Genomic DNA, 26,081 nt, shown 5'->3' with positions numbered 1-26,081 from the left:
ACGACCGTGCCTCGTTTTCCGTCTTTTCATTTCGTAGTTGGATTCAATGCTTAGAGTTTTCCTGTTAGCCCTGTTGGCTGCTATCTCCCTGCAAAACGCATTTGCCGACATCAACATCGGCACCTGGAATCTGGAACACCTGAGCGTGCGTCCCAACAAGGATTTCCAGAGCATCGCGAAAGTCGCCAAAAACGTTGATTTCCTTGCTGTGCAGGAACTCATGAGTGAAGAGGCATTGAACACGCTTGCCACGGAACTGACCCGGCAGACAGGCAAGCACTGGAGCTTCATGGCTTCGCATGCGGTAGGTCGATCAACCTACAAGGAAATGTACGGTTTCGTGTGGCGTGATGACCTCGTGGCCTATGAAGACGGCGCCGTGACCTACCTTGATCGCGGCGACACGTTCGAACGCGAGCCGTATTCCGCCCGCTTCAGGTCGCTCAAGGACGACACGACTTTTGTGGTGGCCACGGTGCATGTCCTATATGGCAAGAATCAAGCGGACCGTGCTTCTGAAATTAACGCGCTCTCCAGCTACTGGACCTGGCTGAAAGACACGTACCCGGGCAACAACCAGATCATGCTGATGGGCGACTTCAACACCCCGCCAAATGCTCCGGCGTGGAGCCTTCTGGACGCAACCGCGCGACCACTGGTGCTGAACGATGCGTCGACGTTGTCCACCACGGACGGCAAGTTCGCCAACCTGTACGACAACGTGTTCGTGAGCAAGCAATCTGCAATCAAGGCGAACGACGTTAAGGTCTTCAAATACCCGGCCTATTTGGGAATGACCAATACCAAAGCACGTAACAGCGTTTCGGACCATGCACCGATCTTCTTCCGGGCGAGTTTTGCCGAGGGTCGCCTAGCGGTGGCGTCAGCATCGCGAGCCTCGCCAGCCTCGGCTGTGCCTAACCCGATGCGGCCTGCAACGACAGCAGGGCCCAGCGGTAAAAACCTGACGGTCGCGATCCGCGGGAACAGAAAGACGATGATCTATCACCGCCCGGACTGCCCGTCGTACAACACGGTGTCCGAAAAGAACCGCGTTGAATTTGCCAACGCCGCTGCGGCGGAAGCGCAGCACTATCGCCTGGCTGCCAATTGCCACTGACTCAATACGCTGTATTCGGGACGCCGCAACTGACAACTCGGCGTCCCACCTTTGTCATTTACGAGCCAGATCGTGCTGAATGCAGCCCTCGTAGTAAGTTTGCTTGACCGCGGCAGGTTTCAATCTGGAGGGACTCTTGTACGTTTGCTCGGTAATGCCCAGCGCCATCTTGCGCATCCATGGCTGCGAAAACGTCTGCGCCTGAAGCTCTTTACGCTGGCTGTACAAGGTTTTCCCGGACAGCTTCGATTGCTGCGCGGTGCTGGCTATACCCGCGCCCCATTTGCACACTTGGACGTCCTGCTTACTGACGTTACGGGCCATTGCAGGATGTGCCGCCACCAGTAAAACAAACGCTGCAACACCCAATCCCATCTTTCGCATACACGTTGTCCCGCACTCGCTTGAAAGAACTGAATTTTTTCAGAAATTGGCCTGAATGCGGGCCATCAGATTGCCTTTTTTAGAAGAAAGCTGTCAGCGAGATCGCCGACCTGTCGGCTTGATGATGAAGCCCGCCCTGCCCCATCTGGCGGACGTTTGAAATCGATAGTTGGCGTCGAGGGGATGCCGCCATCCAAACAGATGTGGCACATGGCCGCTTATCGGCGAGCGATTCAAAATGACATGAATCGGTGCAATTCTCTCTCGGTCGGTAGCCCATTGTCGCTGCGCCGGGCTACCCGTCTCAGGCAGAGAACAGGCAATACGGTCCGGCCGACAGCTTGTGAATGTGCAGCCTGTATTGATCTCGAAATGAAGTGACAGCACCGCCGAAGCAATCAGCGGCCACCCTGTCAGGTACATAAGGAAGAACATATTTCAGACCGGCGTTTGACGCCCAACAGGCCCATGACGATGAATGATTCCAGGGATTTTGAAATTCATTACCGTTTCCGAGGCGAACCTCGACACTTCTGCCACCATGCCAGCCACTTGTGTGAAAGCGAGGCGCTGCATTTCGCTACGCTGCATGCGGGCGTGGGCAATCTTGATGGCAGCGTCGTCGCAGGGCCCTTGCGCCTGGCGATGCTGCACGCTGAAGGGCTGGGAGTCACGCAGGTTCAGTGGAAGCGAGCCTGAGGATTGTGCAAACAAACCGGAAATCAGGTGGTCGGTATTTACTAGCAGTGCTCATCAAACCAGCAACGCGAGGTAACTATGTCCATCGATAACGCGCTCAAAAACGAGGTTCTAACACGTCTACTGCACGCTCATCCCGCGGGTTTGGGGAAGGAAGTTCTGGACAATTATCGAGGGGAGAACGCCGTTGCGGACACCCTCGAACATCTGCAGAAAGCCGGGCTGATTCACGATGGCTGCGTCGATAACTCATCCAAAGGCGAGCGTACGCTCAAATACCCGGTCAAGCTGAGTTCGGCCGGGGTGGAAGCAGCCAAGCAGCTTTGATCTGAAAACTACCCCTGAGGGGAAAAGACTGGTGTTCTCCCCAAGTGCTGCACGCTCGATCATCCATGAGCCGGTCGAGCAGCAGCACTACAGGGGAACGGGAAGAAGCCTACAAGCTCAGTCTGCTTTTCGTCACTCGGACAATTGTGACTTTATTCGTCATAGGCACGGACCCTAACCCCCATTCCCGCTTTATACCGCTGGGTAATCACCGGTCCCATCCGGCCACGGCGTCAGCAATTCGAAGCCGTTCTCAGTCACCGCAACCATATGCTCCCACTGCGCAGACAGAGACTGATCCCGTGTCAAGACCGTCCAGCCGTCACTCAATGTGTATGTCCCCGCTTTACCGGCATTGATCATCGGCTCGACCGTAAAGACCATGCCCGGTTTCAGCCTGAGGCCCTTGCCGGCTGCGCCGTAGTGCAGCACCTGAGGTTCTTCGTGGTACTTGCGGCCAATGCCGTGCCCGCAATATTCGCGCACCACGCTAAATCCTTCACGGTGCGCGACGGTCTGAATGGCATGGCCGATGTCGCCCAACGTGGCACCTGGTTTTACCGCGTTGATACCCGCCAACGTTGCTTCATATGTCGTTTCCACCAGACGCTTCGCCAGCGGGCTGACTTCGCCCACGAAATACATGCGGCTGGTATCGCCGTACCAACCATCCTTGATCACAGCCACATCGATGTTGACGATATCCCCGTCCTTAAGGATGTCTTTCGGCGAAGGGATGCCATGGCAGACCACCGAGTTCGGGGAGATACAGGTGGTTTTGGTGAAGCCGTGGTAGCCGACATTGGCCGGAATCACCTTCAATTCGTTGACGATGTAGTCGTTGCAGATATCGTCGAGCGCTTCCGTACTGACACCGGGTTTTACGTGCTGCCCAATCATCGCCAATACATCCGCAGCGAGACGGCCAGCGATACGCAATCCGATCAGGTCGGCTTCAGTCTTGATGCTGACGCTCATTGCGACACCCCCCGGACGTGCGTGTCTCCGGCGGCCGGCGCTTCAGGCAGTGCGCCTGAAAGTGTGTGACCTGACGCTTCCGCGCGGATAAGCCGCTGGCAGATATCTGAATAATTCAACCCTGGATTCAACTCAGCGAGCATGCCAACCCGCATCCAGTGTTCCGCCTGGGCGTTGATGGAGCGACTCAGCGCGGCGCTCGCCGAGCGAATGTTGGCGTGCATCTGTTCTGAAATTTTGACCAGTCCCATGAGTACCTCGCGTTTGATATACGAAGCATATACGTTTCGTATATTTTGTCGCAACCCATGGATCTGGTTGTGCCGTCAGGCTGATTGCTCGACGACAGACCCCATCGCACATTCCGAGAGGGACGTTGCCAACTGTGAAATGGCCTCCTGATCGTCTTCGCTCAATGCACGGTAGTGGGTGATGATCGCCCGCTCGGCATCGTTCAGGGAATCGGCGGCCATTGGGGTGCGCTTACCGGAGAGCACGTACAGCACGTCAACCCCTTTCTTACCCAGCGCCGCCAGGTAATCGGAACGTGGAATGCGTTCGCCACTTTCATATTTCCCTTGGGCATTGGCTTCAACACCGCCGATGGCACCGAATTCCTGTTGCGAAAGTCCGAGGCTTTTACGTTCTTCTTTCAGGCGTGATCCAAGATCTTTCATGTGCGCGGCCCCGAATCTGACTATGTTTAAACCAAGACCCCATTGGTCGTAGGGAGTTGCGGATCATTCGACAATTGTTCAAGCTGCGCGCTTTTCGGCTCAAGGAAACGCTCGACCCGGCCGATAACCCGGATGGACAGCTTGTCATTGACGTGGCAACCCGATTCCTGCAGTTCGGAGTACCAGACGTGATTACATTTTTGCTGAGTTGGTGTGCGGTGTCGGTGGTCGGAACGGTGATCGCCGTGGGCCTCATCAAAGCGGGCAAGAAGCGCCAGCCTGAAGCTGACGATGGTTCAGCCATTGAAACGGTTCCTGTGACCGCCCCCGCCTCATACGATCACTAAGCCTGACCTAACGGACCCGTAGCGAGCCTGCGGGCAATCATTCCGGGGTGGACTGCACCGCGTCGCTCGAATACGAGCGCCCGGCGGGCACAAAACCCATTTGCGCAAGACCGACGCTGAACTGGCGAACCCCTGCCGCCAAGGCCAGGAAATCCTCGCGCTGCATCTCATTGCCCCACACGCTACTAAAGGACTGTTCCGAGGCCTGGGCCGGGAACGACAGGGTGGTTTCGGCTTGATTCATGTGCATGGTCAATCCCTCTTCACTCGATACTGTTTGGATATACAGTATTTTCATGAACGACCAAACGCAAGCCTTGAGTCGACGAGCGGTCGTTGGCGCGACTCGACCGCTCCGGAGGGGGCTGCTCGCCTAAGCGCCCGCCAAGCCCTTGAGCCGCAAGAGATCGTCTGTCTTCAGCACGATACCGTGTGAAAGGGATTTTTCTCGCTGCTGATAACGTCGATCCCCTGGCATGCGCTGTTGGCCGACGCCGTGCATCTGCTGCACAAGCTCTTCACTGCGTTGCGCAAAAGCCTGACCGCTGCCCTTGTCGGGATCGATGACTATAATTGTCTGGCCTGTCCAAGGTGTCTGAGCGCCGGGTTTGCTAGACATGTCGAACTCGAACGAGAAATGCCCTCCCGTAAGGGCCGCTGACAGCAGTTCCACCATCATCGACAGCGCCGAACCCTTATAGCCCCCAAAGGGCAGCAGCGCACCTCCGTCGAGAATCGCCTTCGGGTCTTCAGTCGGCTCACCGTCCCGGTCGACGCCCATGCCGGGCGGCAGAAGACGCCCTTCCCGCGCTGCGATCTGCACGTCGCCGTGGGCCATGGCGCTGGTGGCCATGTCGAATACAATCGGCTGTCCACCGGCGCGTGGTGCCGCAAAGGCTATCGGGTTGGTGCCAAACAGCGGTTTTTGCGCGTCATGAGGGACCACGCAGGTCATGCTGTTGACCACACTCAACGCGACAAGCCCTTCCTGCGCAAAAGGTTCGACGTCCGGCCAGAGCGCCGCGAAATGGTGAGAATTGCGAATGGCCAGAATGGCAATCCCGGCGCTGCGCGCCTTCTCGATCAACAATCCTTTAGCGGCCTGCAGCGCGGGCTGCGCGAAGCCTCCGGCGGCATCCACCCTCACGAAACCGGTGCCCACGTCCTCAACCGTTGGCACGGCGCGGCCATTGACCCACTCCGAAGCCAATGACGACAGGTAGCCTTTGATGCGGAAGATACCGTGGCTGTGCGAGCCGTCGCGCTCGGCACTGGCGCAGTTTTCCGCCAGCACCCCGGCGACTTCTGCCGATGTGCCGTGGCGCAAAAAGATTTGGCGCAGGAGGTCGGTCAAGTCGCTGTAGGAAATCGTCTGAGTGTCAGCAGGATCTCGGGATGAAGACATCTGAAGCTCCGGTTTGATGAGGGGAAGAAGAGGCCGAACAGCGCGTGAATCAGGGCCTCAGCGTACTGTGGCCGAACACAGGGGTAAACTGCGCACCGTTACTGCACTTCGCGCGTATTGCCGGGTCGGGGATCAGGCCACCGATTGTCAGACGCTCACTCTCGGCGCAGACACCCCCGGCCTGCGTTACATTCGGCCTGCAAGCCTCACGCCAGCGCATCAATGTACCGTTCGCAGTGGGCAAGCACGTTTTCAGTCAAGGATCAGCTCAGTCGCTTCTGGAAGAACAGACGCCGGTGCCCGGGCGGATAATCATCGAGTTCGCCGAATGACTGATAGCCGTGTTTGCGATAAAACTCGGGGGCCTGAAAATCGAACGTGTCGAGCCAGACGCCGACGCATTGGCGTTCACGGGCATAATCCTCGGCCATTTCCATCAATTGACTGCCTATCCGTTGGCCGCGGGCGTGTTCAGGTACCACCAGCAATTCGATGAACAGCCAGCGGAACAGCATGCGCCCATGCAAGCCGCCGATGACGGCGTCAGTGACGTCATCCCTGACAAACAAGGCGAATTTTTCCGACAGCCCATCCCCCGCTTTCGCCGCGTTATAGGCCCTTAGCGGCTCGAGAATCTGAAGACGTTCGTCCTCGGTGGGGTCGCTTTTGAATTCAATCCGCACGCTCATGCTGCGCTTCCTGCTTTGGGAAAAAGAGGCGCAAGGGTGTGGGATTTGGCGGGGTGAGTAAAGTGGGGAGAAGCGGATGGGAGCCGCCGAATGGGGCTCCCGGTTGACTGGATCAGTCTTTCTGATCGCGGAGGATATTGCCGGAGGTGCCATCGATACGGAATTCGTACGTCAGGCTATCAGCCTTGCGGCCTTCGCCCTCCCAGTAGCCGTTGTCATCGGCTTCGATCTTGTAGATCTCCGTATAACCGGACGCCTTCGCTTTTTCGATGGCCTTCTCGATGGTAATCCAGCCTGCTCCGGGCTTGTCCGCGAGGGCGAACGGGGCGGTGGCCAGAGCAGCGGTGGCGAGGACGGCAGCGGTAAGTGTCTTGATCATGTAGAACTCCATTTCCCTTTTAGGGCTATTAACGTGCGCAGTTTTGGAGTTCACCCGCAAAGCGATAGTTCAGCCGGGGTTTTGTAACGGCGTGCTGCATGTTCACCGGCGAAGTGTCAGCAGACGTTACGGCCGGTAGGCCTCGAGTGCACAGACGGTGCAGCCGGGTCAGCGCTTGACCTTGCGTCGCAGAATGCCGTTCAACACCACGACCACCACGGCCACGAAGATCGCGATGTACTGAAATGTCTTCTCGTCGAGCACGCCGCTGGCTTGCAGGTGCGACAGGCCAAGCATGATCACCAGCACGCTCAGGGCAATGAGGATCGAATACATCAGACGCTGTTTGTTGGTCATTACAAAGGTTCCTGAAAACGGGTCTAGATCGTCTGCGCTGCCGCAAACAAGCCCGACATCTTACGCTGTCACCCCTGGGTTGGCACCCCACGCCCGCACGCTCAAGGCTGCGGCGATGTGTCTCGATGACTGAACCCTGTGGCTTGGCCGTGGTTTAATACCCGCACTTTACGTTCGCTTTACGCATTTACCCGTCGTTCAAAGGAGTCCCCAATGCCCCATGAAGGCAGCCTTTTGCAGGCCGCAGTCGTGTTTCTGCTTGCCGCCGTTCTGACCGTTCCCCTGGCCAAGCGCCTGCAATTGGGCGCTGTCATCGGCTACTTGATCGCTGGCGTAATCATTGGCCCTTCAGGCCTGGGCCTGATCGGCAACCCGCAAAGCGTGGCGCATATTTCCGAGTTGGGCGTGGTTCTGCTGCTGTTCATCATCGGTCTGGAGCTGTCGCCCAAACGCTTGTGGGTCATGCGCAAGTCGGTGTTTGGCGTCGGTCTGGCGCAAGTGCTGCTTACAGGGCTGGTGATCGGCACCGTGGCGCTTCTGGGCTTCGGCCAGCCGCTGAACAGCGCCGTGGTGCTGGGCCTGGGCCTGGCGCTGTCGTCCACGGCGTTTGGCCTGCAAAGCCTGGCCGAACGCAAAGAGCTGAACGCACCCCACGGTCGCCTGGCCTTCGCGATTCTGCTGTTTCAAGACATCGCGGCGATCCCGTTGATCGCGCTGGTGCCAATGCTCGCGGGCGGCGCTCACGATGCGTCCTCCAGCGATTCCCTGCGTCATGGTTTGCAGGTGCTGGGCAGCATCGCCGTGGTCGTGGTCGGCGGGCGCTATTTGCTGCGACCCGTGTTCCGCATCGTCGCCAAGACCAAGCTGCAGGAAGTGTCCACGGCCACCGCGCTGCTGGTGGTGATCGGCACTGCGTATTTGATGGATCTGGTGGGTGTGTCGATGGCGTTGGGCGCGTTTCTCGCCGGGCTGCTGCTGGCCGATTCCGAATACCGCCACGAGCTGGAATCGCAGATCGAGCCGTTCAAGGGTCTGCTGCTGGGGCTGTTCTTCATCAGCGTCGGGATGGGTGCCAACCTCGGCTTGCTGGTCAATTCCCCGGTCACTGTGTTGGCCCTGACCGTTCTGCTGATCGCCCTGAAGCTGCCGCTGCTGTTTTTCGTCGGCCGATTCGCCGGGGGCCTGACCAAACAGAGCGCCCTGCGCCTGGGGCTGGTGTTGGCGGCGGGCGGCGAATTTGCCTTCGTGGTGTTCAAGATTGGCCGCGATCAGGGGCTTTTCGATGCCACGCTGTACGACACGCTGGTGCTGACCATTACCTTGTCCATGGCCCTGACCCCGCCGCTGTTGCTGGTGATGTCGCGCTGGATGAAGCCCAAACCGGTGGTGAAGGAGGTGCCGGAAGAATACAAGGACATCGATTCCGACAACCCCCGCGTGGTCATCGCAGGCATGGGCCGGATGGGGCAAATCGTGGCGCGTATCCTGCGCGCGCAACAGATCCCGTTCATTGCGTTGGACACTTCGGTGGAAACCATCGAATTCACCCGCAGTTTCGGCAACGTGCCGGTGTTCTACGGCGATCCGTTACGGCCGGAAATCCTGCGCGCCGCCAAGGTCGATCAAGCGGAATTCTTCGTTATTGCGACCGACGATCCAGACACCAACATCAAGACCGCCGAGTTGGTGCGCAAGCTGTACCCACACCTGAAAATCATCGCCCGGGCGCGTAACCGGCAGCACGTGCATCGCCTGCTGGACCTCGACGCACAAGCCGTGCGCGAGACGTTCTATTCCAGTCTCGAGATGACCCGCCGTACGCTGATCGGGCTGGGTTTGACCGAGGCTCAGGCCGCCGCGCGCATCGACCGCTTCAAGCGTCATGACGAGCAAGTGCTCAAGCGTCAGCACCTGATCTACGACGACGCGGCGAAGGTAATGCAAAGCGCGCTGGAAGCCCGTACTGAATTGGGCGAACTGTTCGAATCCGACCGGATGGACGAAGAAGCCGAACAGACAGCGACCAAAGGCTAACAGGCCTCACGCGTGCGTTTGACGGTTAAAAGCGGCATCAGGCGGAGAAATTTTCAGACCTCAGGGAATAACCCTGCCCCGGCTTCGTCATACGGGCTCAGAACGTTATCAAACCCCAAATGAGGAAGCCTCCATGAAAACCACACTGATCGCCGTGACCCTGACCCTGCTGAGCAGCGTTGCCCTGACCGCCCACGCTGACATGAAGAACATGCCGCAGGTGCAGGAATACACCTACGGTACGAAGCTCGACATCGCCGAAGTCACCAAGACCCCGAATCTGAATTTCTGCGGCGTGCGCCCGGTAGACCTCGGCTATGTCGATCACATGGGCAAGGCCCACACCCTGCGTTACGAAACCAGCGGCAACACCTGCCTGGGCGACAATTGATAGGTTGACCGCTCGATCACTGCGCGGCGAGGCGCCACACTCGCGCCAGGTCCCGTGCCCGGTCGTGCAACAGGGAGGCGGCGTTGTCGCAAGCCTGCTCCAGTGTCATTGGTCCGCTGGCCAGGGCGAACGCCGCGCTGATCCCGTGTTCGTAGAGGTCCGCGTAGCCCTCGCCCAGGGTGCCCGCGAGTACGATCACCGGCACGCCGTGGCGCTGGGCAATTTTCGCCACACCGAACGGCGTCTTGCCGCGCAGGGTCTGAGCATCGAAGCGGCCCTCCCCTGTGATGACCAGATCGGCGCCCTTCAGCGCGTCGGACAAGCCGGTCAGGCCGGCGACCACTTCCACCCCCGGACGGAACGACGCATTCAGGTACGCCTTGGCGGCGAACCCCATTCCGCCTGCCGCCCCACTGCCGGGGTGTGTGCGCTCGTCCTTGCCCAAGACGCGGGCAGAGACCTCGGCGAAGTGCCCCAATGCCGCGTCCAGTGCCAGCACTTGTTCAGGCGAAGCACCTTTCTGTGGGCCGAAAATATGTGATGCGCCGTTCGGGCCGCAGAGCGGGTTGTCGACATCGGCGGCCACCTCGAACTGCACATCCTTGAGGCGCGCATCCAGTCCATCCAAATCAATCTGTGCGACTTGACTCAGCGCCAGACCGCCGGGGGGCAGCGGATTGCCCTCTCTGTCCAGAAAGCGCGCACCCAGGGCGGACAGCATGCCGGTGCCCGCATCATTGGTGGCACTGCCGCCAATGGCCAGAATGACCCGCAGTGCTCCGGCGTCCAGGGCGGCAGCGATCAGTTGGCCGGTGCCGTAGGTGGTGGTGACCGTCGCATCGCGCTGTTTCAGGGTCAGCATCTGCAAGCCGCTGGCCATGGCCATTTCAATGATCGCGGTACAGGTATCCGGCAGCCACCCCCACTGCGCCTGGGTCGGTGCGCCCAGCGGGCCTGTGACATCCGTGGTTCTCCATTCGCCCCCGCAGGCCGCCAACACCGCTTCGATGGTGCCTTCGCCGCCGTCCGCCATGGGACATTCCACCAGCCGCGCGTCAGGCCACACCTCGCGCAAACCGCTGGCGATGGCTTGTGCGACGCCTTGGGCGCTGAGGCTGTCCTTGAAGGAATCCGGGGCGATGACGATGTTCATGGTGTTCTCCTTATCAATGGTCGCGATCTTCGCACGAGTGGCAGCCATTTCCGCCTGCGCTTCGCACAATCCGCTCAGGGCAGTGTTGTTCATCTGAACAAAACGTCCGGAGACGTCGACGGTTGGCGGGTTGTTCTCTATAACGTCACAGGCGTCGATGACATTTCGGCCTCGCCCCACCGCGAATATGACACTATATAGCCACTATTCTTCTACGGGTTAGGCCCTGTCATGTCCGACCGGCCCGTTCAGATTTCCTCAAGATGAAAGCCGCACCCCTATGCTTCTGAACGATCCCGTCACTCTGCTGTTCATCATCATTCCCTTCGGACTCATGACCACGCTGATGCTGTGCCTGTCTTACGTGGGCACCAGCCGCCATCGCGCGCCGCTGCATTGGTGGATTGCAGGGGATCTGTTGCTGGCGGCCTATCGAGCGGTCGATCTGTTGCAACCCGGCGTCATCCCGAGCGGGCCTGACTGGCTGGGCGTCCTCATGCCAGACAGCGCATTCATCGCCAACACCGCCGGCCTGCTGCTGGCCATCGGGTGCCACACCCTGGCCCTGCATCATCTGGCCGAACGCACCTCAGGCATTGCCTGGCACTTGCGCGTGCTGCTGATGCCAGTGCTGCTGTACGGCATCGGCGCCACTGTGCTGCTGCACAACAGCTATATGTTGTCGTGGTTTTTCCTGTTCTGCGTGCTGACCATCGGCGTGCAGTGCTACGTGACCTGGCCATTGCGGAAACGTTTTCGAGGTGCGTGGGCGCTGCTGGCAGGACATGTCGCGCTGCTGATCTTTCATGGCCACTCGACGATTACCTTGGCCCTCGACCCGCCACCGCCGCTGACCTTCGATGAGCCGGACATGTTCTCGCTGCCCGCGCTGGCGATGGATTTCATGGTCTCGTTCCTGTTCACCCTGAGCTTCGCGCTGATGTTGCAGGAGCAACTGCGCCAGCAAGTGGTGCAATTGAGCATCACCGACACCCTGACCGGCGCCCTGAATCGACGCGGCGCGGTGGCGAGTATCCTTCATCAGGAGCGCCGCCAGAACGGGCCGCAACGTTATCCGCTGGCCGTGGCGATGATCGATCTGGACAATTTCAAGCGCATCAACGATCAGCACGGCCATGCCATGGGCGACTCGGCCCTGCAAATGTTCGCCAACACCGTGACCCGGTTGATGCGCAAGGAGGACGTGTTCGTGCGTTGGGGCGGTGAGGAGTTTTTGTTGGTGTTCCCTGGCACTGACGTGCATCTGGCGCAGATGTTCATGAAACGCTTGCGCGAGGCGCTGGACAGACCGACGGCGGAACCGAGGCTGCCGTTTCCGATCGGCTTCAGCGCGGGGCTGGCGCAGACACCGTCCTTGAACAGCCGGGAAGATTTCGAAGCCTTGCTGCGCTCGGTGGACAAAGCGCTGTACCGGGCCAAGCAGGTGCGCGGGCGGGTCGAGGTGGTTGAGGCAATGGATGTGTGAAGCCTCGTATTCGCGGCGGACGCTGACACCGTCGGAGTGTGAGCGTGCTCACGACTGGGACAGCCCTGTCATCTCGTCGTGACCGACCGGGCATATTGGCGAGTAAGCGAAGGCCCACAGACTGGTGTACGAACCATCTTTGGTCATGCACAGGTGCCCGCTGCGACCACTAGCGCGGCACCATCTGCATCCCCAGGTACAACCGCAGCAGCTCGTCGGTCCGGTACGGATCGCAGCCGCTGACATCGGCAATCTTTTCCAACCGATACCGCAGGCTGTTGCGGTGGATCCCCAAGGCGTCGGCGCAGGCCTGGCTTTCGCCGCTATAGTCGAACCAGGCGCGCAAGGTGTCGAGCAGTTGCCCGTGGCCTTGCAAGCGCATCACTGGCTCAGCGACGGCTTCGGCCAGCCAGTCATGGCGATTGCGCCAGAACAGCAAGGCCAGTCGATGGTTCGCCAACCTCACCAGCCGGTGCTGTGGCTGAACGTGGCGCGCATAATCGAGCAGGTCCCGGGCCGCGGTGCAGGCGCTGCGTAACGACGTCAGGTCTGACGATGGCTCGATCGTGGCCATCCGCAGCACCGGCCAGCCTTGCTCGTCGAACTGCTCCAGCAGCAAGGCGTCATCGCGGTCCTTGCCCGCCGCCCGACACCAATAGACGCGGCTCGGCTCGCAGGACACGCACCAACTGTTGGTGTAACGCCCGTTGAGCCAGGCCGCCAGCTGCCCGGCATAACTCGCGTCAGCAGGCAGTTCGAGCAACACCGCCTGACGCGGCAATTGCGGCTGCAGACCCAGTTGTTCGGCCTCATCGAGCAAATGTTCGGCGTTGTCCCCCAATAACAGCCGGGCCAGCAAATCCTCACTGCGCTGATGCCGCCACTGCTGATCGGCCTGCTGACGACGATGCTCCAACAGCATTTCCGCCGTCATCTTCACCAGCTCGGCATAGACCCGCACCTGATCCGGCTCCCCGGTGATGCCCAACACACCCACCAGCTTCTGGTCCAGCATCAACGGCAGGTTCACCCCCGGCCGCACACCGTCCAACTGTTTGGCCGTGTGGGCGTCGATCTCTACCACCCGCCGATTGGCCAACACCAACTGTGCCCCTTCATGCCGGGTGTACAACCGCCCGGCCTCGCCGCTGCCGATGATGATCCCAAGGTAATCCATCACGTTGACATTGCACGGCAAAATCGCCATTGCCCGATCCACGATGTCTTGGGCCAGGGCGTGATCAAGGGCGAACATGGGGCATTTCCGGGGAGCTAGGCGTTAAACGGGTCATACGGGTCACATCTTGTTTTTAGGGGTCTGCGGAGTCTGCCCTATTTTTGCGGGGAGTTCCCGCATGACAATTGCCGACCACGGATTCCCAAGGCCCCTACTGCATGGCAAAGTGCCGAGCATCCTTGATGCTTGCGAGGTCACGCCGCTTTGTCTTCGTGGCGAAGCGCGGGATGCAGTTGGTACATGGCTTGGGGGATTCGCCGTGGTCGTTCAACGATGTCGGGCAGACGCTGGCCGATCAGGGGTTCTTGGTGCGGCGTCTTCGCCCGACTGAAGCATGAGGCACGACCACGCCGTTCTGTTGCAGCCAGAACCTGCGCGATCAGAGGCATAAACAGTCGCCACCCTTCAACATCACTCCCCTGGCGCCAACCGCTCTCGGCTATTGCTCAAGTGGGTCCACATGGCCGCGCGGGCCGCGTCGGGGTCTTGGCGGCGGATGGCGGTGAGGATGGCTTCGTGTTCCAGGTTGGCCAGGTAGGCGTGGTTCGTCAGGCTGGTTCCGGCCCGTTCGCTGGCGGCGATGCGGCTACGGGGGATGACGGCGTGACCGAGGCCTTGCAGGACTTCGACGAAATACGGGTTACCCGTCGCCTCGGCAATCAGCAAATGAAAGCGCCGGTCGGCCTCCACGCAGCTGTCTTCCTTGGCCAGCAGATCCTGGTAGTCATCCAGCGCCCGGCGCATCGCTGACAATTGTTCCTGCGTCCGTCGCTGGGCAGCCAACGCCACGGCCTGGGTTTCGAGGCCCATGCGTAATTCGATGATGTGGCGCACGCTGAACGCCGTTTCGACGTTCAAGCGCATGCCACTCTGCTCAGTGCGCTGCAGCACAAACGTGCCCTTGCCCTGATGGGTTTCCACCAACCCCGACGCTTGCAGCTTGGAAATCGCCTCACGCACCACGGTCCGGCTGACGCCGTGCTGACGCACGATCTCGCTTTCCGACGGCAATTTTTCCCCCGGGGCGATGCTGCCCATGAGAATGCGTTGACTCAGGTCTGTCACAAGGTCCGTGGCCAGGTTGTGCTGTCGGCGATTTGGAAGCGTGTTAATCGGTGATTGCATAGAGGTTGTCCGAACAGTGGCGTCAATCGACGGAAATCCTGCCCCGCCGCACTTGTCTTTTTTCAGTTGAAGGGCGCTGGACCGGTCATTGCCGCACGCTCCGCGTCCCACTCCAATATCGGCTTCAGCCCATGGAAAACCTGACGTTCGAGCGTTTCTGCAGACTCGTTCAACTTGTCAGACAAGCAAGCCTAGGCCGTCGAAATATTTCATGCAAGCCTGCAAAACCGCTTGCGGAGATGACGCCCACTTGTATGATGACTAACAACAAGGCGCACACACCTTGTCACACACCTTGAAAGTACCCGCATAAAAATAATCAGTGGGAGTCAACAGAGTGAACACACCCTCATCACGCGTGGATGACGTCGACGGTTCCGTCCTGCAGTCAGCGGTCTCCAAAGTCAAACGTCATATCCTGCCGCTGTTCGTCATCATGTTCATCGTCAACTACATCGACCGGGTCAACATCGGGTTCGTGCGCAGTCACATGGAACACGATCTGGGCATCGGCGCAGCCGCCTACGGTTTCGGCGCCGGCCTGTTCTTCATTGCCTACGCGCTGTTTGAAGTGCCTTCCAACATACTCATGCAGAAAGTCGGCGCTCGCCTCTGGCTGACCCGCATCATGTTCACGTGGGGCCTGGTCGCGGCGGGGATGGCGTTCATCCAGACCGAAACCCATTTCTACATCCTGCGTTTTCTGCTGGGCGTGGCTGAAGCCGGGTTCTTTCCAGGGGTGATCTACTACTTCACCCGCTGGTTGCCCGGCGTGGAGCGCGGCAAAGCGATCGCGATTTTCCTCAGCGGCTCGGCATTCGCGTCGCTGATCTCCGGCCCGCTGTCCGGCATGCTCCTGCAAATAGAGGGCCTGGGCTTCCACGGCTGGCAGTGGATGTACTTCATCGAAGGCATGTTCTCGGTGGGTCTGTGCGTGTTTGTCTGGTTCTGGCTCGACTCCAAACCCCACGACGCCAAATGGCTGAGCGCCGCCGAGAAGGATGCGCTGGTCGAGACTATCGATGCCGAACAACGCGCTCGTGAGGCCGCGAGCCCGGTGAAACTGTCCATTGGCCAATTGCTGAAAGACCCGCAGATCATCCTGTTTTGCCTGATGTATTTCTTCATTCAACTGACGATTTACGCCGCGACATTCTGGCTGCCGAGCATCATCAAGAAAATGGGCGACCTTTCTGACTTTCAGGTGGGGCTGTTCAACTCGATCCCGTGGTTCATTGCCATCGTCTGCATGTACGGCTTCGCCAGCCTGTCGGCGAAGTGGAAGCATCAGCAGGCGTGGGTAGCGGCGGCGTTGTTGATCGCAGCAGCCGGGATGTTCATGTCCACCACGGGCGGTCCGGTGTTCGCCTTCGTCGCCATCTGTTTCGCCGCGATGGGCTTCAAATCGGCGTCGTCGCTGTTCTGGCCGATCCCGCAAGGCTATCTGGACGCCCGCATCGCGGCCGGTGTGATTGCCTTGATCAACTCGGTCGGCAACCTGGGCGGCTTCGTGGCGCCGACCGCCTTCGGCATCCTCGAACAGCAGACCGGCTCGATTCAGGGCGGCCTCTACGGCTTGACCGCCACCTCGATCATCGCTGCGATTCTGGTGTTCAGCGTGCGCACGACGCCGAAACCCGGCGCCACGCCGGTTGCAAAAGTCGATGCCAGGCCCAGCCATTCGTAACCCCGTGAACCTCGATTCAACGGCGCCCGCGCGGCGCCTCGTACAACCAAGGATTTCGCCATGACTTCACAGACTTCCGGCAGCACCCCAGTCATCACCGAGATGCAGGTCATTCCGGTCGCCGGCCACGACGACATGCTGCTCAACCTGAGCGGCGCCCACGGCCCGTACTTCACCCGCAACATCGTGATCCTGAAAGACAACGCGGGTCACACCGGCGTCGGCGAAATCCCCGGCGGCGAAAAAATCCGTCAGACCCTGGAAGACGCCCGCGCGCTGGTGGTCGGCAGCAGCATCGGCCATTACCAGAAGATACTCAACGACGTGCGCCGCACCTTCGCCGAGCGGGATTCGGGGGGACGCGGCCTGCAGACCTTCGACCTGCGCATCACCATTCACGCGGTCACCGGCATCGAAGCGGCGGTCCTGGACTTGCTGGGTCAACACTTGGAAGTGCCGGTCGCGGCCCTGCTCGGCGAAGGCCAGCAGCGTGACGAAGTGAAGATGCTCGGCTACCTGTTCTACGTCGGCGATCAGAAAAAAACCAACCTGCCGTACCGCACTGAAGAAGACGCCGACAACGACTGGTTCCGCGTGCGTCACGAAGAAGCGCTGACCCCGGAGCGGGTGGTGCGTCTGGCCGAAGCCGCATTCGAGCGGTATGGCTTCGAAGATTTCAAACTCAAGGGCGGCGCACTGAGCGGTGATGCGGAAATCGAAGCCGTCACCGCGCTGGCCGAGCGTTTCCCTAAAGCGCGCATCACCCTTGACCCCAACGGCGCCTGGTCGCTGAAAGAAGCCATTCGCCTGTGCCGCGATCAGCACAAGGTGTTGGCCTACGCTGAAGACCCCTGCGGCGCCGAGAACGGCTACTCGGGCCGTGAGGTGATGGCTGAGTTTCGCCGCGCCACCGGCCTGCGCACCGCCACCAACATGATCGCCACCGACTGGCGTGAAATGGGCCACGCAATCCAGCTGCAATCGGTGGACATCCCACTGGCCGATCCGCACTTCTGGACCCTGCAGGGTTCGGTGCGGGTGGCGCAGATGTGCCACGAGTGGGGGCTGACCTGGGGCTCGCATTCCAACAACCATTTCGATATTTCCCTGGCGATGTTCACCCACGCCGCCGCGGCGGCACCGGGCAACATCACGGCCATCGACACGCACTGGATCTGGCAGGACGGCCAGCGTCTGACCAAAGCGCCGCTGCAGATTATCGGCGGCAACGTGCAGGTCCCGAAAAAGCCGGGGCTGGGCGTCGAGATCGACATGGATCAAGTCGCTAAAGCGCACGAGCTTTATAAAGGCATGGGCCTCGGCGCGCGGGACGACAGCGTCGCGATGCAGTTCCTGATTCCGAACTGGACGTTCAATAACAAGCAGCCTTGCCTGGTCCGCTAAGGGTCTCCACGTAAAGTGGCTGCGCTCGGCCATGCTGCGTTGAAAACAGGCTCGGAATGCTGATTCAGGCCCCTGAAGTCGTGCGCGACCCCGGCCGTTCCTTGCCTGTTTTTGCCTTGCCTGGCCTTCGCTCGCCGACTTTTCGTGAAGACCCTGATTGATTGAAACAGCACCACGTTAACTGCCAAATGGCGACCGGCGCGTAACCCCTTGCGCGCCGTTTTTCTTCATCTGCCCCCTGTTCATGGCGTGATAAGGTTTCCGCATCTCACTGCCGTGAACTCGCCCCATGCCGCGTTTGACCCAAACCCACCCTCGCCTCTCGATCGCCATCGGACTCGGTGTTGTCGCCGGCATCATTGCCGCTGTCGTCGCGCCCAGCATCACCCTTACCAGCAAATGCCTGATCGCCTGGAACGTGGCAGGCTGGGTCTACATGGTGTTGATCATGATCCGCACCTTCAGGTCCAACGCCGAAGACGTGCGGCGCATCGCCGAGATCGAGGATGAGAATGCCGGGCTGGTGCTGATGGTGGTGTGCGTGGCAGCGATCGCCAGCCTGGCGGCCATCGTGTTGGAACTGGCAGGGATCAAGGACATGCCCGCCAGCGACAAGGCGCTGCACTATGCGTTTACCGGCTTCACCATCATCGGATCCTGGCTGCTGACAGGGGTGATCTTCAGCCTGCACTACGCGCGCATGTTCTACACCTGGAACGGCGAAGACGCGGCGTTGCGCTTTGCCGACGGCGAGCAAAACCCGGATTACTGGGACTTTCTGTATTTCTCGTTCACCCTCAGTGTGGCGGTCCAGACCTCAGACGTCGGGGTCGCGACCCGCAGTTTGCGCAAGGTGGTGCTGGCGCAGTCGCTGATCGGGTTTCTGTTCAACACCTCGATTCTGGGGTTCTCGATCAACATAGCGGCGGGGTTGTTCAACTGATGTGAAGGACGGACACAGATGCCCAGTGGAGGCCGGCTTGCTGGCTCCCACAATGACCGTGCGCATCTCAGGGTTTCCCTCCGATTGCCGCAGGCGTATGTTGGCCCCCACACATCCAATGCGCTTGAACGAGGCCTAACTCAAATGACTCAGGGTTCCACGCTGAGAATTGCTGTGATCGACGACTGGCAGTCCGTTGCCCAAGATGTAGTGGACTGGACCGTGCTCAACCCCGTTGGCAACGTCAGCTTCCTCCACGACTACCCCGCTGACACCGCCACCCTCGCCGCCCGCCTCAAAGACTTCGACGTGATCTGCGTGATGCGCGAGCGCACGATGTTCGACGATGCCCTGCTCAGTCAACTGCCCAACCTCAGGCTGCTGGTCACCGGCGGCATGCGCAACGCCGCTCTGGACCTCAAGGCCGCCGCGCGTCTGGGCATCACCGTGGTCGGCACTGACAGCTATAAATACGCCGCACCCGAGCTGACGTGGGCGTTAATCATGGGCGTCACCCGCAACCTCGTCGACGAGGCCAACTCTCTGCGCGCAGGCAACTGGCAAATCGGGATCGGCAGCGACCTGTACGGCAAAACCCTGGGCATCGTCGGCCTCGGCAGCATTGGCCAGAAGATCGCCCGCTACGCCCAGGCCTTCGATATGAACGTCATCGCCTGGAGCGAAAACCTCACCGCCGAGCGCGCTGCCGAGCATGGCGTCACTTATGTCAGCAAAGAGGCGCTGTTCGAGCAGTCGGACATCATCTCGGTCAACCTGGTGCTGAGTGATCGCAGCCGGGGGCTGGTGGATGCGGCATCGCTGAATCGCATGAAGCCGACGGCCTATCTGGTCAACACCGCACGCGGGCCGATCGTCGATGAGAACGCGCTGATCGAGGTGCTCAAGCAGAAGAAGATCGCCGGTGCGGCACTGGACGTGTACAGCATCGAGCCGCTGCCAGCTGATCACCCATTCCGCAGCCTGCCGAATCTGCTGGCGACGCCGCACGTGGGCTATGTCACGGAGAACAACTACCGAATGTTCTTCAGTCAGATGATCGAAGACATTCAGGCCTGGCATGCCGGTGCGCTGATTCGGGTGTTTGGCCCATGACAGTCCCACTCTCAGGCATCGCTGCAGACCCGCGCGCGGCGCTGCTGGTCATCGACATGCAATACGATTTCATGCCCGGTGGCGCGCTGGCGGTGGCCGAGGGCGATGCGCTGGTGCCGCTGATCAATCAATTGGCGGCGCAGTTCCGCAACGTGGTGATCACTCAGGACTGGCACCCTGCCGCGCACATTTCCTTTGCCTCGAGCCATGCCGGGCGCGCGCCGTTCGACAGCATCGCCCTGCCCTACGGCTCACAGACGTTGTGGCCGGATCATTGCGTTCAGGCCACCCGCGGTGCCGAATTGCATGGCGATCTGGACATTCCCCATGCGCAGTTGATCCTGCGCAAGGGCTGTAACGCCGGGATCGACAGCTATTCGGCGTTCGTGGAAGCGGACCGCACGACCCAGACCGGCCTGGCGGGGTATTTGAAAGAGCGTGGGATCGACAGCGTGTTCGTGGTCGGTCTGGCGCTGGACTTCTGCGTGGCCTGGTCGGCGCTCGATGCACGGGCGGCAGGCTTCAATACCTGGGTGATCGCCGATGCGTGCAAGGCGATCGATCTCGCTGGGTCGCTGGAAAAGGCGTGGCGGGATCTGACTGCGGCGGGTGTGGTGCGAATCGACAGCGCTGATTTGACGGGCTGAACCCGACCTCGCTGAGCAATACGCGATCACCCAAATCACGAACTACCTGTAGGAGTGAGCTTGCTCGCGATATCGGAGTGTCAGGCTATGCAACTGGCACAGGGACTTCGCTATCGCGAGCAAGCTCACTCCTACAAGGTCTGAGTTCAACTGCCTCGTCAACCCTGCCCCAGCGCGAACCGCTTCAAACCTTCCCCCTCCATCCGATAGCGCACCCACTCGTCCTGCGGCTCGGCGCCAATCGATTTGTAGAAGTCGATCGCAGGCTGATTCCAGTCCAACACGCTCCATTCGAACCGACCACAGCCGGTGTCATGGGCGATTTTCGCGAGATGCCGCAGCAGGTGCTTGCCTGCGCCGATGCCGCGCTGGCTGGCGGAGACGAACAGGTCTTCGAGGTACAGCCCCTTACGGCCCTGCCATGTCGAGTAGCTGAGGAAATACACCGCGAAGCCGATGGGCTGGTCGTCCAGCAGGCAAATAAGCGCTTTGGCCGGTGACGGCTCGTCGAACAGGCTGCGCTCGATATCGGCGACGCTGGCCTTGACCTCGTGCTCGGCTTTTTCGTAGATCGCAAGCTCGGTGATAAAGCCCAGAATCACGGCGGCATCGGCGCGGGTGGCGTCTCGAATATGAAGGGTCACGTTGGGGTCTCCCGAATCAATCAAAAGGCCGCCGCACAAGGTCGAACGACGGGGAGCGGATTGTGTCTCAACCAGCAGCACGGCGCAGCTTGTAGAGCTGAAAAATCGCCTCGCCCACCCTGAACACCCCGAATATCCCAGCACACCCCAGAGAAACAGCATGGACACTGAACAAGACGGCAAAACCCCGGGCCTTACCCCTGAAGAAGAACGCGACATCGACGAGAACCAGCCCCCGCGCGCCGCCGTGTTGCACGAGACGATTCGCATGCAGGGCGATCAGGAGCTGGAGCGCAACGTGGCCGCGCTGTTCTGGTCGGCACTGGCGGCGGGCCTGACTATGGGGCTGTCGCTGATGGCCATGGGGCTGCTCAATTCGCGGCTCCCCGACGGCGAAGCCTTCAAGGTGATCGCCAGCGTCGGCTACAGCGCTGGCTTTCTCGCGGTGATCCTTGCCCGCCAGCAACTGTTCACCGAGAACACCCTGACCGCCGTATTGCCGGTCATGAGCAAACCGACGCTGAACAACTTCGGCCGTTTGTTGAGGCTCTGGAGCGTAGTGCTGGTGGGCAACTTGTGCGGCACGCTGCTGGTAGCGTACGTGATGCTGGAACTGCCGATTTTCGACACCAAGACCGACGCCGCCTTTCTGGAAATCGGCCGCAAGGTCATGGAAAACGGCACCACGCAGATGTTCGCCAAGGGCATTGTGTCTGGCTGGATGATCGCGACCATGGTGTGGATGATCCCGTCCATGGAAAACGCCAAAATGTGGATCATCCTGATGATCACCTACCTGATGGCGCTGGGGGACTTCACCCACATCGTGGTCGGTTCGGCGGAAGTCTCCTACCTGGTGTTCGCCGGGGAGCTGTCGTGGAAAGAGTTCTGGCTGGTCTTCGCTGGGCCGACCCTGGCAGGCAACATCATTGGCGGCAGCTTTATTTTCGCCTTGATCAGCCATGCTCAGATTCGCAGTGAGAGTGGTGCGCCGAAGCAGGAAAAGCGCTCCGCCCAGTCTGTCGAGGCAAAAGCCAAACCCAAAAGCGCGTAAGAACCTGTGTAGGCGTGAGCGTGCTCGCGATTGCAGTCTCCCGGTACCCATCAGGTGGCCTGACACTCCTCGATCGCGAGCAAGCTCACGCCTACAGGCCTCCGTTCAAGAGGGCAGATCGGTGTACTTAAATTATTTTTAAGAAATACCGGCTACGTTTAAAGGCAAAATGCAAGCCTCCAGTCGCAACGTGGTTCAGGCCCTCCAATGACCCGAATTCTGACAATCGAAGACGATGCCGTCACCGCCAGGGAAATCGTCGCCGAGCTAAGCAGCCATGGCCTCCAGGTGGATTGGGTCGACAATGGCCGTGAAGGCCTGGTGCGTGCCGTCAGTGGTGATTACGATCTCATCACCCTCGACCGTATGCTGCCCGAGGTGGACGGTCTGGCGATTGTCACCACCATGCGCGCCCTCGGGATCGCCACGCCGATTCTGATGATCAGCGCCCTGTCCGATGTCGACGAGCGCGTTCGCGGCTTGCGCGCCGGGGGTGATGATTACCTGTCCAAACCCTTCGCCTCGGATGAAATGGCCGCGCGCGTCGAGGTGCTGCTGCGCCGCAGCAACCCGGTCACCCAAGCTGAAACCATGCTCAAGGTGGGTGATCTGGAGCTGAACCTGATCACCCGTGAAGCCAGCCGTGCCGGGCAGCCGCTGAACCTGCTGCCGACCGAATACAAACTGCTGGAATTTCTGATGCGCAACAGCGGGCAAATCATCACCCGCATGATGATTTTCGAAGAAGTCTGGGGCTATCACTTCGACCCCGGCACCAACCTCATCGATGTGCACATCGGTCGCTTGCGCAAGAAAATCGATCCCCCTACCCTGACGCCGCTGATACGTACCGTTCGAGGCTCAGGTTATGTCATTGCCGAACCCGTCTAAGGGCTGGCGCTCCTCCAGCAGCCGGCTGCTGGCGCTTTACAGTTTTCTGTTCGTGGCCTGGAGCAGCATCCTCATGGGGGTGCTGTACTGGGAAGTCACCAGTTACCTGAATAACCTTGCCCGCCACTCGCTTATGCAGCGCCAGCAACTGTTTTCGCGCTTCGAAGGCGCCCAGCTGGACGACGCGTTGCACACCAGCGAGCGATTCGACATTCGTACCGTCGATGCCTACGGGCTCTTCGACAAAGACCTCAAGCCGATTGCGGGGCCGATTCGCGAGATTCCCGACGGCCTCAAGCTGACCGGGGAAATCCAGGAGCTGGACACCTGCATCGACTCCGATGACCCCAATTTGCCTCGCGCCAGCTGCGATGCCGTGGCCATTCATACGATGGACGATCGCTGGCTGGTGCTGGTGCGCGACAACGGCTCGCTGTTCGCCGTGACCACGCTCATCCTTCGCGCGCTGCTCTGGGGCGTGTCGCTGACCATCATTCCCGGCGCCTTCGGCTGGCACCTGCTGCGTCGTCGCCCGCTGCGGCGCATCGGCGCGATCCAGGCCAGCGCCGAAGCCATCGTCATCGGTGACCTGACCAAGCGCCTGCCGGTGTCGGACCGCCGGGACGAAATCGACATGCTGGCGGATATCGTCAACGCCATGCTCGACCGTATCGAGCGCCTGATGAACGAGGTCAAAGGCGTGTGCGACAACATCGCCCACGACCTGCGCACCCCGCTGACCCGCCTGCGGGCGCAGCTTTACCGTATTCAACAGCAATCCCCGGAACACTCGCCTCAAGGCGAGCAGATGGCGCAAGTGATTGCCGACGCGGATACCTTGATGGCCCGTTTCCGTGGCTTGTTGCGCATTTCCGAACTGGAAGACCACCAACGCCGCGCGGCCTTCGGCCCACTCGACCCGGTGCCGCTGCTGCACGAGCTGTTCGACTTTTACCTGCCGCTGGCCGAGGAAGGCGGCGTGTCACTGCACCTGAAAGTGCCTGAACACTTGCCGCCGCTGATAGGCGACCGGGCACTGCTGTTCGAAGCGCTGTCGAACCTGCTCAGCAACTCACTCAAATTCACCCCGGCGGGCGGCCAGGTGCTGCTGATTGCACGGCCCGAGGGCGACACCACCTTCATCGAAGTGCAGGACACCGGCCCTGGCATCCCCGACGCCGAACGCGAAGCGGTGTTCAAACGCTTCTACCGCAGCGAAACCGGCAACCCCAGCAGCGGCTTCGGTCTCGGTCTGTCCATCGTCGCCGCCATCGTCAACCTCCACGGCTTCAAACTGCGCATCGGCAACAGCCCCTCCGGCGGCGCAAGCCTGGTGCTGGAGTGTCGACAGGTGATGGCGTTGGGGTGAATCAGGAGGCGGGTGCCAGGCGTGCAAACCTCATCGCGGCCGTCGTGCCTCCGGCGGCACCTACGGGTTTTTTTTTGGGTGTTTCGCAGATGCGTGTTTGGCACGAAACCGCGACGGCGCTCGACGCTACCTGGAGAGACTGATTCAACCCAGTTTTTGTAGGAGACGCCGGAGGCACGACGGCAGCGACAGCGGTGCATCATCAAGTGACTGACCACCCGAAAGATCGCCATCGCGGCCGTCGTGCCTCCGGCGGCTCCTACAGATTCAGGGGCGATTCGCAGGTAGGTGTTTGGCACGACCGCGACGGCGCTCGACGCTACCTAGAAAGACTGATTCAACCCAGTTTTTTGTAGGAGACGCCGGAGGCACGACGGCAGCGACAGCGGTGCATCATCGAGTGACTGACCACCTGAAAGATCGCCATCGCGGCCGTCGTGCCTCCGGCGGCTCCTACAGATTCAGGCGCGATTCGCAGATGCGTGTTTCGCACGAAACCGCGACGGCGCTGGACACCACACGGTGGAATGATTCAACACACACCTTGTAGGAGACGCCGGAGGCACGACGGCAGCGACAGCGGAATGCCAAACAACGTAGCGTTTACTGTGCTGTCGCTATAGCCGCTGTTATCGCTCAGGCTTCTACTTCCGCAAAATTGAACAACAGCCGCGGCGCTTCGATCAGCAGCGAGCGCATCACCTGCGGCGAGCAGTCCAATGATTGCAGCTGTTCGACCACGGTGGCGTAGCTGATCTGCTGTTCATGCTGGGTGTGGGGCCAGTCGCTGCCCCACACCAGCCGCTGCGGACCGAAGCTCTGCACCAGCAGCGGCAAGGCTTTTCGGGCGAAGTCGAGGTTTTCCTGCGGGTTACCCTCGAGGCGATAGACGCCCGAGACCTTCATCCACACCTGACCGCCAAGCCCTAGCTCAAGCAGCTCACGAAAGCCCGGCTGATCGAGGCCCAGACGCGCGTCGGGACGGCCAAAGTGATCAATGACGATCTTCACCCCGAACGGCATCAAGGCCCGGACCAACCCCGGCAGGTCCGGTACATGGCGGTGCAGCTCGACGTGCCAGTCCAGTTCGGCCACATGCCCGAACAACACCTTCCATGCCGGATCGGAAAAATCCGGCAGCGCCTTGCCCATCAGGTTCAGGCGAATGCCGACCACGCCCCGCCGGTCCATGTCATCCAGCTCGGCGCGGGGGATGTCGCGCTCGACCACCGCAACGCCGCGCAACTGGTTCGGCGCCTGCTTCAGGGCGTCCAGCAGGTAGCGATTGTCGGTGCCGAGAAAGCTCGGCTGCACCAGCACGCCGTGGCTCAGGCCGTGGGCGTGCAAGGTGCGTTGATACATCGCCAATGTGGCGTCGTAGTCGGGTGAATAGCGTCGTGCCGATGTCAGATCCAGCTCCCTGCTGAATACGTGTGCGTGACCGTCGATGCCAAGCATCGGCGCGGGAAAGGTATCGGACATGGGTCTCATCTATCGAAGTGAAAAACGGTGCCGAGCGTTTGAAACCCGGTCACCGCTCA

The 26,081-nt window shown here is 60.4% G+C and carries 29 protein-coding genes; 15 read left to right on the top strand and 14 right to left on the bottom strand.

From position 1 onward, the window contains the following. Positions 1–46 precede the first annotated feature (46 nt). Positions 47–1,120, top strand: a complete 1,074-nt coding sequence (locus B3N48_RS21325) for an endonuclease/exonuclease/phosphatase family protein (protein WP_349677036.1) — start codon at positions 47–49, stop codon at positions 1,118–1,120. Between the two features lie 54 nt (positions 1,121–1,174). Here the strand turns inward: B3N48_RS21325 and B3N48_RS21320 are convergent, their stop codons facing one another. Next, positions 1,175–1,504: a hypothetical protein gene (locus tag B3N48_RS21320; protein WP_296187173.1), complete on the bottom strand. Its 330-nt coding sequence runs from the start codon at positions 1,502–1,504 to the stop codon at positions 1,175–1,177. 474 nt (positions 1,505–1,978) lie between these two features. Here B3N48_RS21320 and B3N48_RS21315 point away from each other — a divergent pair, with 474 nt between their 5' ends. Together B3N48_RS21315 and B3N48_RS21310 are read left to right on the top strand one after the other, a co-directional pair. Next, positions 1,979–2,203, top strand: a complete 225-nt coding sequence (locus tag B3N48_RS21315; protein ID WP_296187172.1) for a DUF6555 family protein — start codon at positions 1,979–1,981, stop codon at positions 2,201–2,203. Between the two features lie 78 nt (positions 2,204–2,281). Then, positions 2,282–2,530: a hypothetical protein gene (locus B3N48_RS21310; RefSeq protein WP_296187171.1), complete on the top strand. Its 249-nt coding sequence runs from the start codon at positions 2,282–2,284 to the stop codon at positions 2,528–2,530. Positions 2,531–2,722: 192 nt separating this feature from the next. Here B3N48_RS21310 and map read toward each other — a convergent pair whose 3' ends face one another. The 3 genes from map to B3N48_RS21295 all read right to left on the bottom strand — a co-directional run bounded on the left by map (position 2,723) and on the right by B3N48_RS21295 (position 4,185). Continuing rightward, entirely contained in the window at positions 2,723–3,508 is a 786-nt protein-coding gene (map, locus tag B3N48_RS21305; RefSeq protein ID WP_296187170.1) for a type I methionyl aminopeptidase, read from the bottom strand. Further along, complete coding sequence (locus B3N48_RS21300) at positions 3,505–3,759, bottom strand: ParD-like family protein (RefSeq protein WP_296187168.1); 255 nt, start codon at positions 3,757–3,759, stop codon at positions 3,505–3,507. Before B3N48_RS21300 ends, map begins: the two co-directional genes overlap by 4 nt. A gap of 75 nt (positions 3,760–3,834) precedes the next feature. After that, positions 3,835–4,185, bottom strand: coding sequence for a helix-turn-helix domain-containing protein (locus B3N48_RS21295; protein ID WP_296187167.1), 351 nt, complete (start codon positions 4,183–4,185; stop codon positions 3,835–3,837). A 74-nt stretch (positions 4,186–4,259) separates the two neighbouring features. Between B3N48_RS21295 and B3N48_RS21290 the strand changes: the two genes are divergently transcribed. Beyond that, positions 4,260–4,532 carry a hypothetical protein gene (locus tag B3N48_RS21290; protein WP_296187166.1) on the top strand — a complete coding sequence of 91 codons (273 nt, stop codon included), beginning with the start codon at positions 4,260–4,262 and terminating at the stop codon, positions 4,530–4,532. Between the two features lie 37 nt (positions 4,533–4,569). Here the strand turns inward: B3N48_RS21290 and B3N48_RS21285 are convergent, their stop codons facing one another. The 5 genes from B3N48_RS21285 to B3N48_RS21265 form a co-directional block, all read right to left on the bottom strand. Next, positions 4,570–4,782 (bottom strand): hypothetical protein, encoded by a 213-nt coding sequence (locus B3N48_RS21285; RefSeq protein ID WP_296187165.1) that lies wholly within the window; start codon positions 4,780–4,782, stop codon positions 4,570–4,572. Positions 4,783–4,905: 123 nt separating this feature from the next. Next, on the bottom strand, positions 4,906–5,937 hold the full coding sequence (locus B3N48_RS21280; RefSeq protein ID WP_296187164.1) for an Ldh family oxidoreductase: 1,032 nt from the start codon (positions 5,935–5,937) through the stop codon (positions 4,906–4,908). A gap of 263 nt (positions 5,938–6,200) precedes the next feature. Then, positions 6,201–6,626, bottom strand: a complete 426-nt coding sequence (locus tag B3N48_RS21275) for a GNAT family N-acetyltransferase (RefSeq protein ID WP_296187163.1) — start codon at positions 6,624–6,626, stop codon at positions 6,201–6,203. A 112-nt stretch (positions 6,627–6,738) separates the two neighbouring features. Beyond that, a complete protein-coding gene (locus B3N48_RS21270; RefSeq protein WP_296187162.1) occupies positions 6,739–7,005 on the bottom strand; it encodes a PepSY domain-containing protein in 267 nt (88 codons plus the stop codon). A gap of 168 nt (positions 7,006–7,173) precedes the next feature. Beyond that, positions 7,174–7,362 carry a hypothetical protein gene (locus tag B3N48_RS21265; RefSeq protein WP_296187160.1) on the bottom strand — a complete coding sequence of 63 codons (189 nt, stop codon included), beginning with the start codon at positions 7,360–7,362 and terminating at the stop codon, positions 7,174–7,176. Between the two features lie 213 nt (positions 7,363–7,575). Here B3N48_RS21265 and B3N48_RS21260 point away from each other — a divergent pair, with 213 nt between their 5' ends. Both B3N48_RS21260 and B3N48_RS21255 read left to right on the top strand, forming a co-directional pair. Next, positions 7,576–9,396: a monovalent cation:proton antiporter-2 (CPA2) family protein gene (locus tag B3N48_RS21260; RefSeq protein ID WP_296187159.1), complete on the top strand. Its 1,821-nt coding sequence runs from the start codon at positions 7,576–7,578 to the stop codon at positions 9,394–9,396. Between the two features lie 133 nt (positions 9,397–9,529). Then, positions 9,530–9,787: a DUF2790 domain-containing protein gene (locus tag B3N48_RS21255; protein ID WP_296187157.1), complete on the top strand. Its 258-nt coding sequence runs from the start codon at positions 9,530–9,532 to the stop codon at positions 9,785–9,787. Between the two features lie 16 nt (positions 9,788–9,803). On the opposite strand, the gene B3N48_RS21250 is transcribed toward B3N48_RS21255, so the two are convergent. Further along, positions 9,804–10,940 (bottom strand): glycerate kinase, encoded by a 1,137-nt coding sequence (locus B3N48_RS21250; RefSeq protein WP_296187575.1) that lies wholly within the window; start codon positions 10,938–10,940, stop codon positions 9,804–9,806. A 280-nt stretch (positions 10,941–11,220) separates the two neighbouring features. Here B3N48_RS21250 and B3N48_RS21245 point away from each other — a divergent pair, with 280 nt between their 5' ends. After that, complete coding sequence (locus tag B3N48_RS21245) at positions 11,221–12,426, top strand: GGDEF domain-containing protein (RefSeq protein ID WP_296187156.1); 1,206 nt, start codon at positions 11,221–11,223, stop codon at positions 12,424–12,426. A gap of 169 nt (positions 12,427–12,595) precedes the next feature. On the opposite strand, the gene B3N48_RS21240 is transcribed toward B3N48_RS21245, so the two are convergent. Then, a complete protein-coding gene (locus tag B3N48_RS21240; protein ID WP_296187155.1) occupies positions 12,596–13,681 on the bottom strand; it encodes a CdaR family transcriptional regulator in 1,086 nt (361 codons plus the stop codon). 393 nt (positions 13,682–14,074) lie between these two features. After that, entirely contained in the window at positions 14,075–14,788 is a 714-nt protein-coding gene (locus B3N48_RS21235; protein WP_296187153.1) for a FadR/GntR family transcriptional regulator, read from the bottom strand. Between the two features lie 436 nt (positions 14,789–15,224). Between B3N48_RS21235 and B3N48_RS21230 the strand changes: the two genes are divergently transcribed. The 5 genes from B3N48_RS21230 to pncA all read left to right on the top strand — a co-directional run bounded on the left by B3N48_RS21230 (position 15,225) and on the right by pncA (position 20,582). Next, positions 15,225–16,475 carry an MFS transporter gene (locus B3N48_RS21230; RefSeq protein ID WP_296187574.1) on the top strand — a complete coding sequence of 417 codons (1,251 nt, stop codon included), beginning with the start codon at positions 15,225–15,227 and terminating at the stop codon, positions 16,473–16,475. 60 nt (positions 16,476–16,535) lie between these two features. Continuing rightward, positions 16,536–17,879 (top strand): glucarate dehydratase, encoded by a 1,344-nt coding sequence (gene gudD / locus B3N48_RS21225; protein ID WP_296187152.1) that lies wholly within the window; start codon positions 16,536–16,538, stop codon positions 17,877–17,879. 289 nt (positions 17,880–18,168) lie between these two features. After that, a complete protein-coding gene (locus B3N48_RS21220; protein ID WP_296187150.1) occupies positions 18,169–18,822 on the top strand; it encodes a DUF1345 domain-containing protein in 654 nt (217 codons plus the stop codon). Between the two features lie 144 nt (positions 18,823–18,966). Further along, complete coding sequence (locus B3N48_RS21215; RefSeq protein WP_296187148.1) at positions 18,967–19,935, top strand: D-2-hydroxyacid dehydrogenase family protein; 969 nt, start codon at positions 18,967–18,969, stop codon at positions 19,933–19,935. Continuing rightward, positions 19,932–20,582 carry a bifunctional nicotinamidase/pyrazinamidase gene (pncA, locus tag B3N48_RS21210; protein WP_296187147.1) on the top strand — a complete coding sequence of 217 codons (651 nt, stop codon included), beginning with the start codon at positions 19,932–19,934 and terminating at the stop codon, positions 20,580–20,582. The genes B3N48_RS21215 and pncA overlap by 4 nt, the downstream gene beginning before the upstream one ends. Positions 20,583–20,740: 158 nt before the next feature. Here the strand turns inward: pncA and B3N48_RS21205 are convergent, their stop codons facing one another. Next, on the bottom strand, positions 20,741–21,226 hold the full coding sequence (locus B3N48_RS21205) for a GNAT family N-acetyltransferase (protein ID WP_296187145.1): 486 nt from the start codon (positions 21,224–21,226) through the stop codon (positions 20,741–20,743). 160 nt (positions 21,227–21,386) lie between these two features. Between B3N48_RS21205 and B3N48_RS21200 the strand changes: the two genes are divergently transcribed. The 3 genes from B3N48_RS21200 (at position 21,387) to B3N48_RS21190 (ending at position 24,540) form a co-directional block, all read left to right on the top strand. Beyond that, positions 21,387–22,280: a formate/nitrite transporter family protein gene (locus B3N48_RS21200; protein WP_296187143.1), complete on the top strand. Its 894-nt coding sequence runs from the start codon at positions 21,387–21,389 to the stop codon at positions 22,278–22,280. A 207-nt stretch (positions 22,281–22,487) separates the two neighbouring features. Then, positions 22,488–23,171 (top strand): response regulator transcription factor, encoded by a 684-nt coding sequence (locus B3N48_RS21195; protein ID WP_296187141.1) that lies wholly within the window; start codon positions 22,488–22,490, stop codon positions 23,169–23,171. Then, positions 23,149–24,540, top strand: a complete 1,392-nt coding sequence (locus tag B3N48_RS21190; protein WP_296187140.1) for a sensor histidine kinase — start codon at positions 23,149–23,151, stop codon at positions 24,538–24,540. The genes B3N48_RS21195 and B3N48_RS21190 overlap by 23 nt, the downstream gene beginning before the upstream one ends. 636 nt (positions 24,541–25,176) lie before the next feature. Here the strand turns inward: B3N48_RS21190 and B3N48_RS21185 are convergent. Next, positions 25,177–26,022: an amidohydrolase family protein gene (locus B3N48_RS21185; protein WP_296187139.1), complete on the bottom strand. Its 846-nt coding sequence runs from the start codon at positions 26,020–26,022 to the stop codon at positions 25,177–25,179. Positions 26,023–26,081 lie beyond the last annotated feature (59 nt).

The organism is Pseudomonas sp. UBA1879 (assembly GCF_002338065.1).
Classification (GTDB): domain Bacteria; phylum Pseudomonadota; class Gammaproteobacteria; order Pseudomonadales; family Pseudomonadaceae; genus Aquipseudomonas.
This window is presented reverse-complemented; position numbering and strand designations above follow the sequence as displayed.

Bases quoted from the DNA above. Each gene is read 5' to 3' on its own strand.
- B3N48_RS21270 (WP_296187162.1), bottom strand. From the start codon at position 7,005: ATGATCAAGACACTTACCGCTGCCGTCCTCGCCACCGCTGCTCTGGCC.
- B3N48_RS21240 (WP_296187155.1), bottom strand. From the start codon at position 13,681: ATGTTCGCCCTTGATCACGCCCTGGCCCAAGACATCGTGGATCGGGCA.
- B3N48_RS21300 (WP_296187168.1), bottom strand. From the start codon at position 3,759: ATGGGACTGGTCAAAATTTCAGAACAGATGCACGCCAACATTCGCTCG.
- B3N48_RS21200 (WP_296187143.1), top strand. From the start codon at position 21,387: ATGGACACTGAACAAGACGGCAAAACCCCGGGCCTTACCCCTGAAGAA.
- B3N48_RS21185 (WP_296187139.1), bottom strand. From the start codon at position 26,022: ATGTCCGATACCTTTCCCGCGCCGATGCTTGGCATCGACGGTCACGCA.
- B3N48_RS21320 (WP_296187173.1), bottom strand. From the start codon at position 1,504: ATGCGAAAGATGGGATTGGGTGTTGCAGCGTTTGTTTTACTGGTGGCG.
- map (WP_296187170.1), bottom strand. From the start codon at position 3,508: ATGAGCGTCAGCATCAAGACTGAAGCCGACCTGATCGGATTGCGTATC.
- B3N48_RS21275 (WP_296187163.1), bottom strand. From the start codon at position 6,626: ATGAGCGTGCGGATTGAATTCAAAAGCGACCCCACCGAGGACGAACGT.
- B3N48_RS21285 (WP_296187165.1), bottom strand. From the start codon at position 4,782: ATGCACATGAATCAAGCCGAAACCACCCTGTCGTTCCCGGCCCAGGCC.
- B3N48_RS21235 (WP_296187153.1), bottom strand. From the start codon at position 14,788: ATGCAATCACCGATTAACACGCTTCCAAATCGCCGACAGCACAACCTG.
- B3N48_RS21325 (WP_349677036.1), top strand. From the start codon at position 47: ATGCTTAGAGTTTTCCTGTTAGCCCTGTTGGCTGCTATCTCCCTGCAA.
- B3N48_RS21220 (WP_296187150.1), top strand. From the start codon at position 18,169: ATGCCGCGTTTGACCCAAACCCACCCTCGCCTCTCGATCGCCATCGGA.
- B3N48_RS21295 (WP_296187167.1), bottom strand. From the start codon at position 4,185: ATGAAAGATCTTGGATCACGCCTGAAAGAAGAACGTAAAAGCCTCGGA.
- B3N48_RS21215 (WP_296187148.1), top strand. From the start codon at position 18,967: ATGACTCAGGGTTCCACGCTGAGAATTGCTGTGATCGACGACTGGCAG.
- B3N48_RS21315 (WP_296187172.1), top strand. From the start codon at position 1,979: ATGAATGATTCCAGGGATTTTGAAATTCATTACCGTTTCCGAGGCGAA.
- B3N48_RS21310 (WP_296187171.1), top strand. From the start codon at position 2,282: ATGTCCATCGATAACGCGCTCAAAAACGAGGTTCTAACACGTCTACTG.
- B3N48_RS21250 (WP_296187575.1), bottom strand. From the start codon at position 10,940: ATGAACATCGTCATCGCCCCGGATTCCTTCAAGGACAGCCTCAGCGCC.
- gudD (WP_296187152.1), top strand. From the start codon at position 16,536: ATGACTTCACAGACTTCCGGCAGCACCCCAGTCATCACCGAGATGCAG.
- B3N48_RS21265 (WP_296187160.1), bottom strand. From the start codon at position 7,362: ATGACCAACAAACAGCGTCTGATGTATTCGATCCTCATTGCCCTGAGC.
- B3N48_RS21190 (WP_296187140.1), top strand. From the start codon at position 23,149: ATGTCATTGCCGAACCCGTCTAAGGGCTGGCGCTCCTCCAGCAGCCGG.
- B3N48_RS21230 (WP_296187574.1), top strand. From the start codon at position 15,225: ATGTTCATCGTCAACTACATCGACCGGGTCAACATCGGGTTCGTGCGC.
- B3N48_RS21195 (WP_296187141.1), top strand. From the start codon at position 22,488: ATGACCCGAATTCTGACAATCGAAGACGATGCCGTCACCGCCAGGGAA.
- B3N48_RS21280 (WP_296187164.1), bottom strand. From the start codon at position 5,937: ATGTCTTCATCCCGAGATCCTGCTGACACTCAGACGATTTCCTACAGC.
- B3N48_RS21255 (WP_296187157.1), top strand. From the start codon at position 9,530: ATGAAAACCACACTGATCGCCGTGACCCTGACCCTGCTGAGCAGCGTT.
- B3N48_RS21260 (WP_296187159.1), top strand. From the start codon at position 7,576: ATGCCCCATGAAGGCAGCCTTTTGCAGGCCGCAGTCGTGTTTCTGCTT.
- B3N48_RS21245 (WP_296187156.1), top strand. From the start codon at position 11,221: ATGCTTCTGAACGATCCCGTCACTCTGCTGTTCATCATCATTCCCTTC.
- pncA (WP_296187147.1), top strand. From the start codon at position 19,932: ATGACAGTCCCACTCTCAGGCATCGCTGCAGACCCGCGCGCGGCGCTG.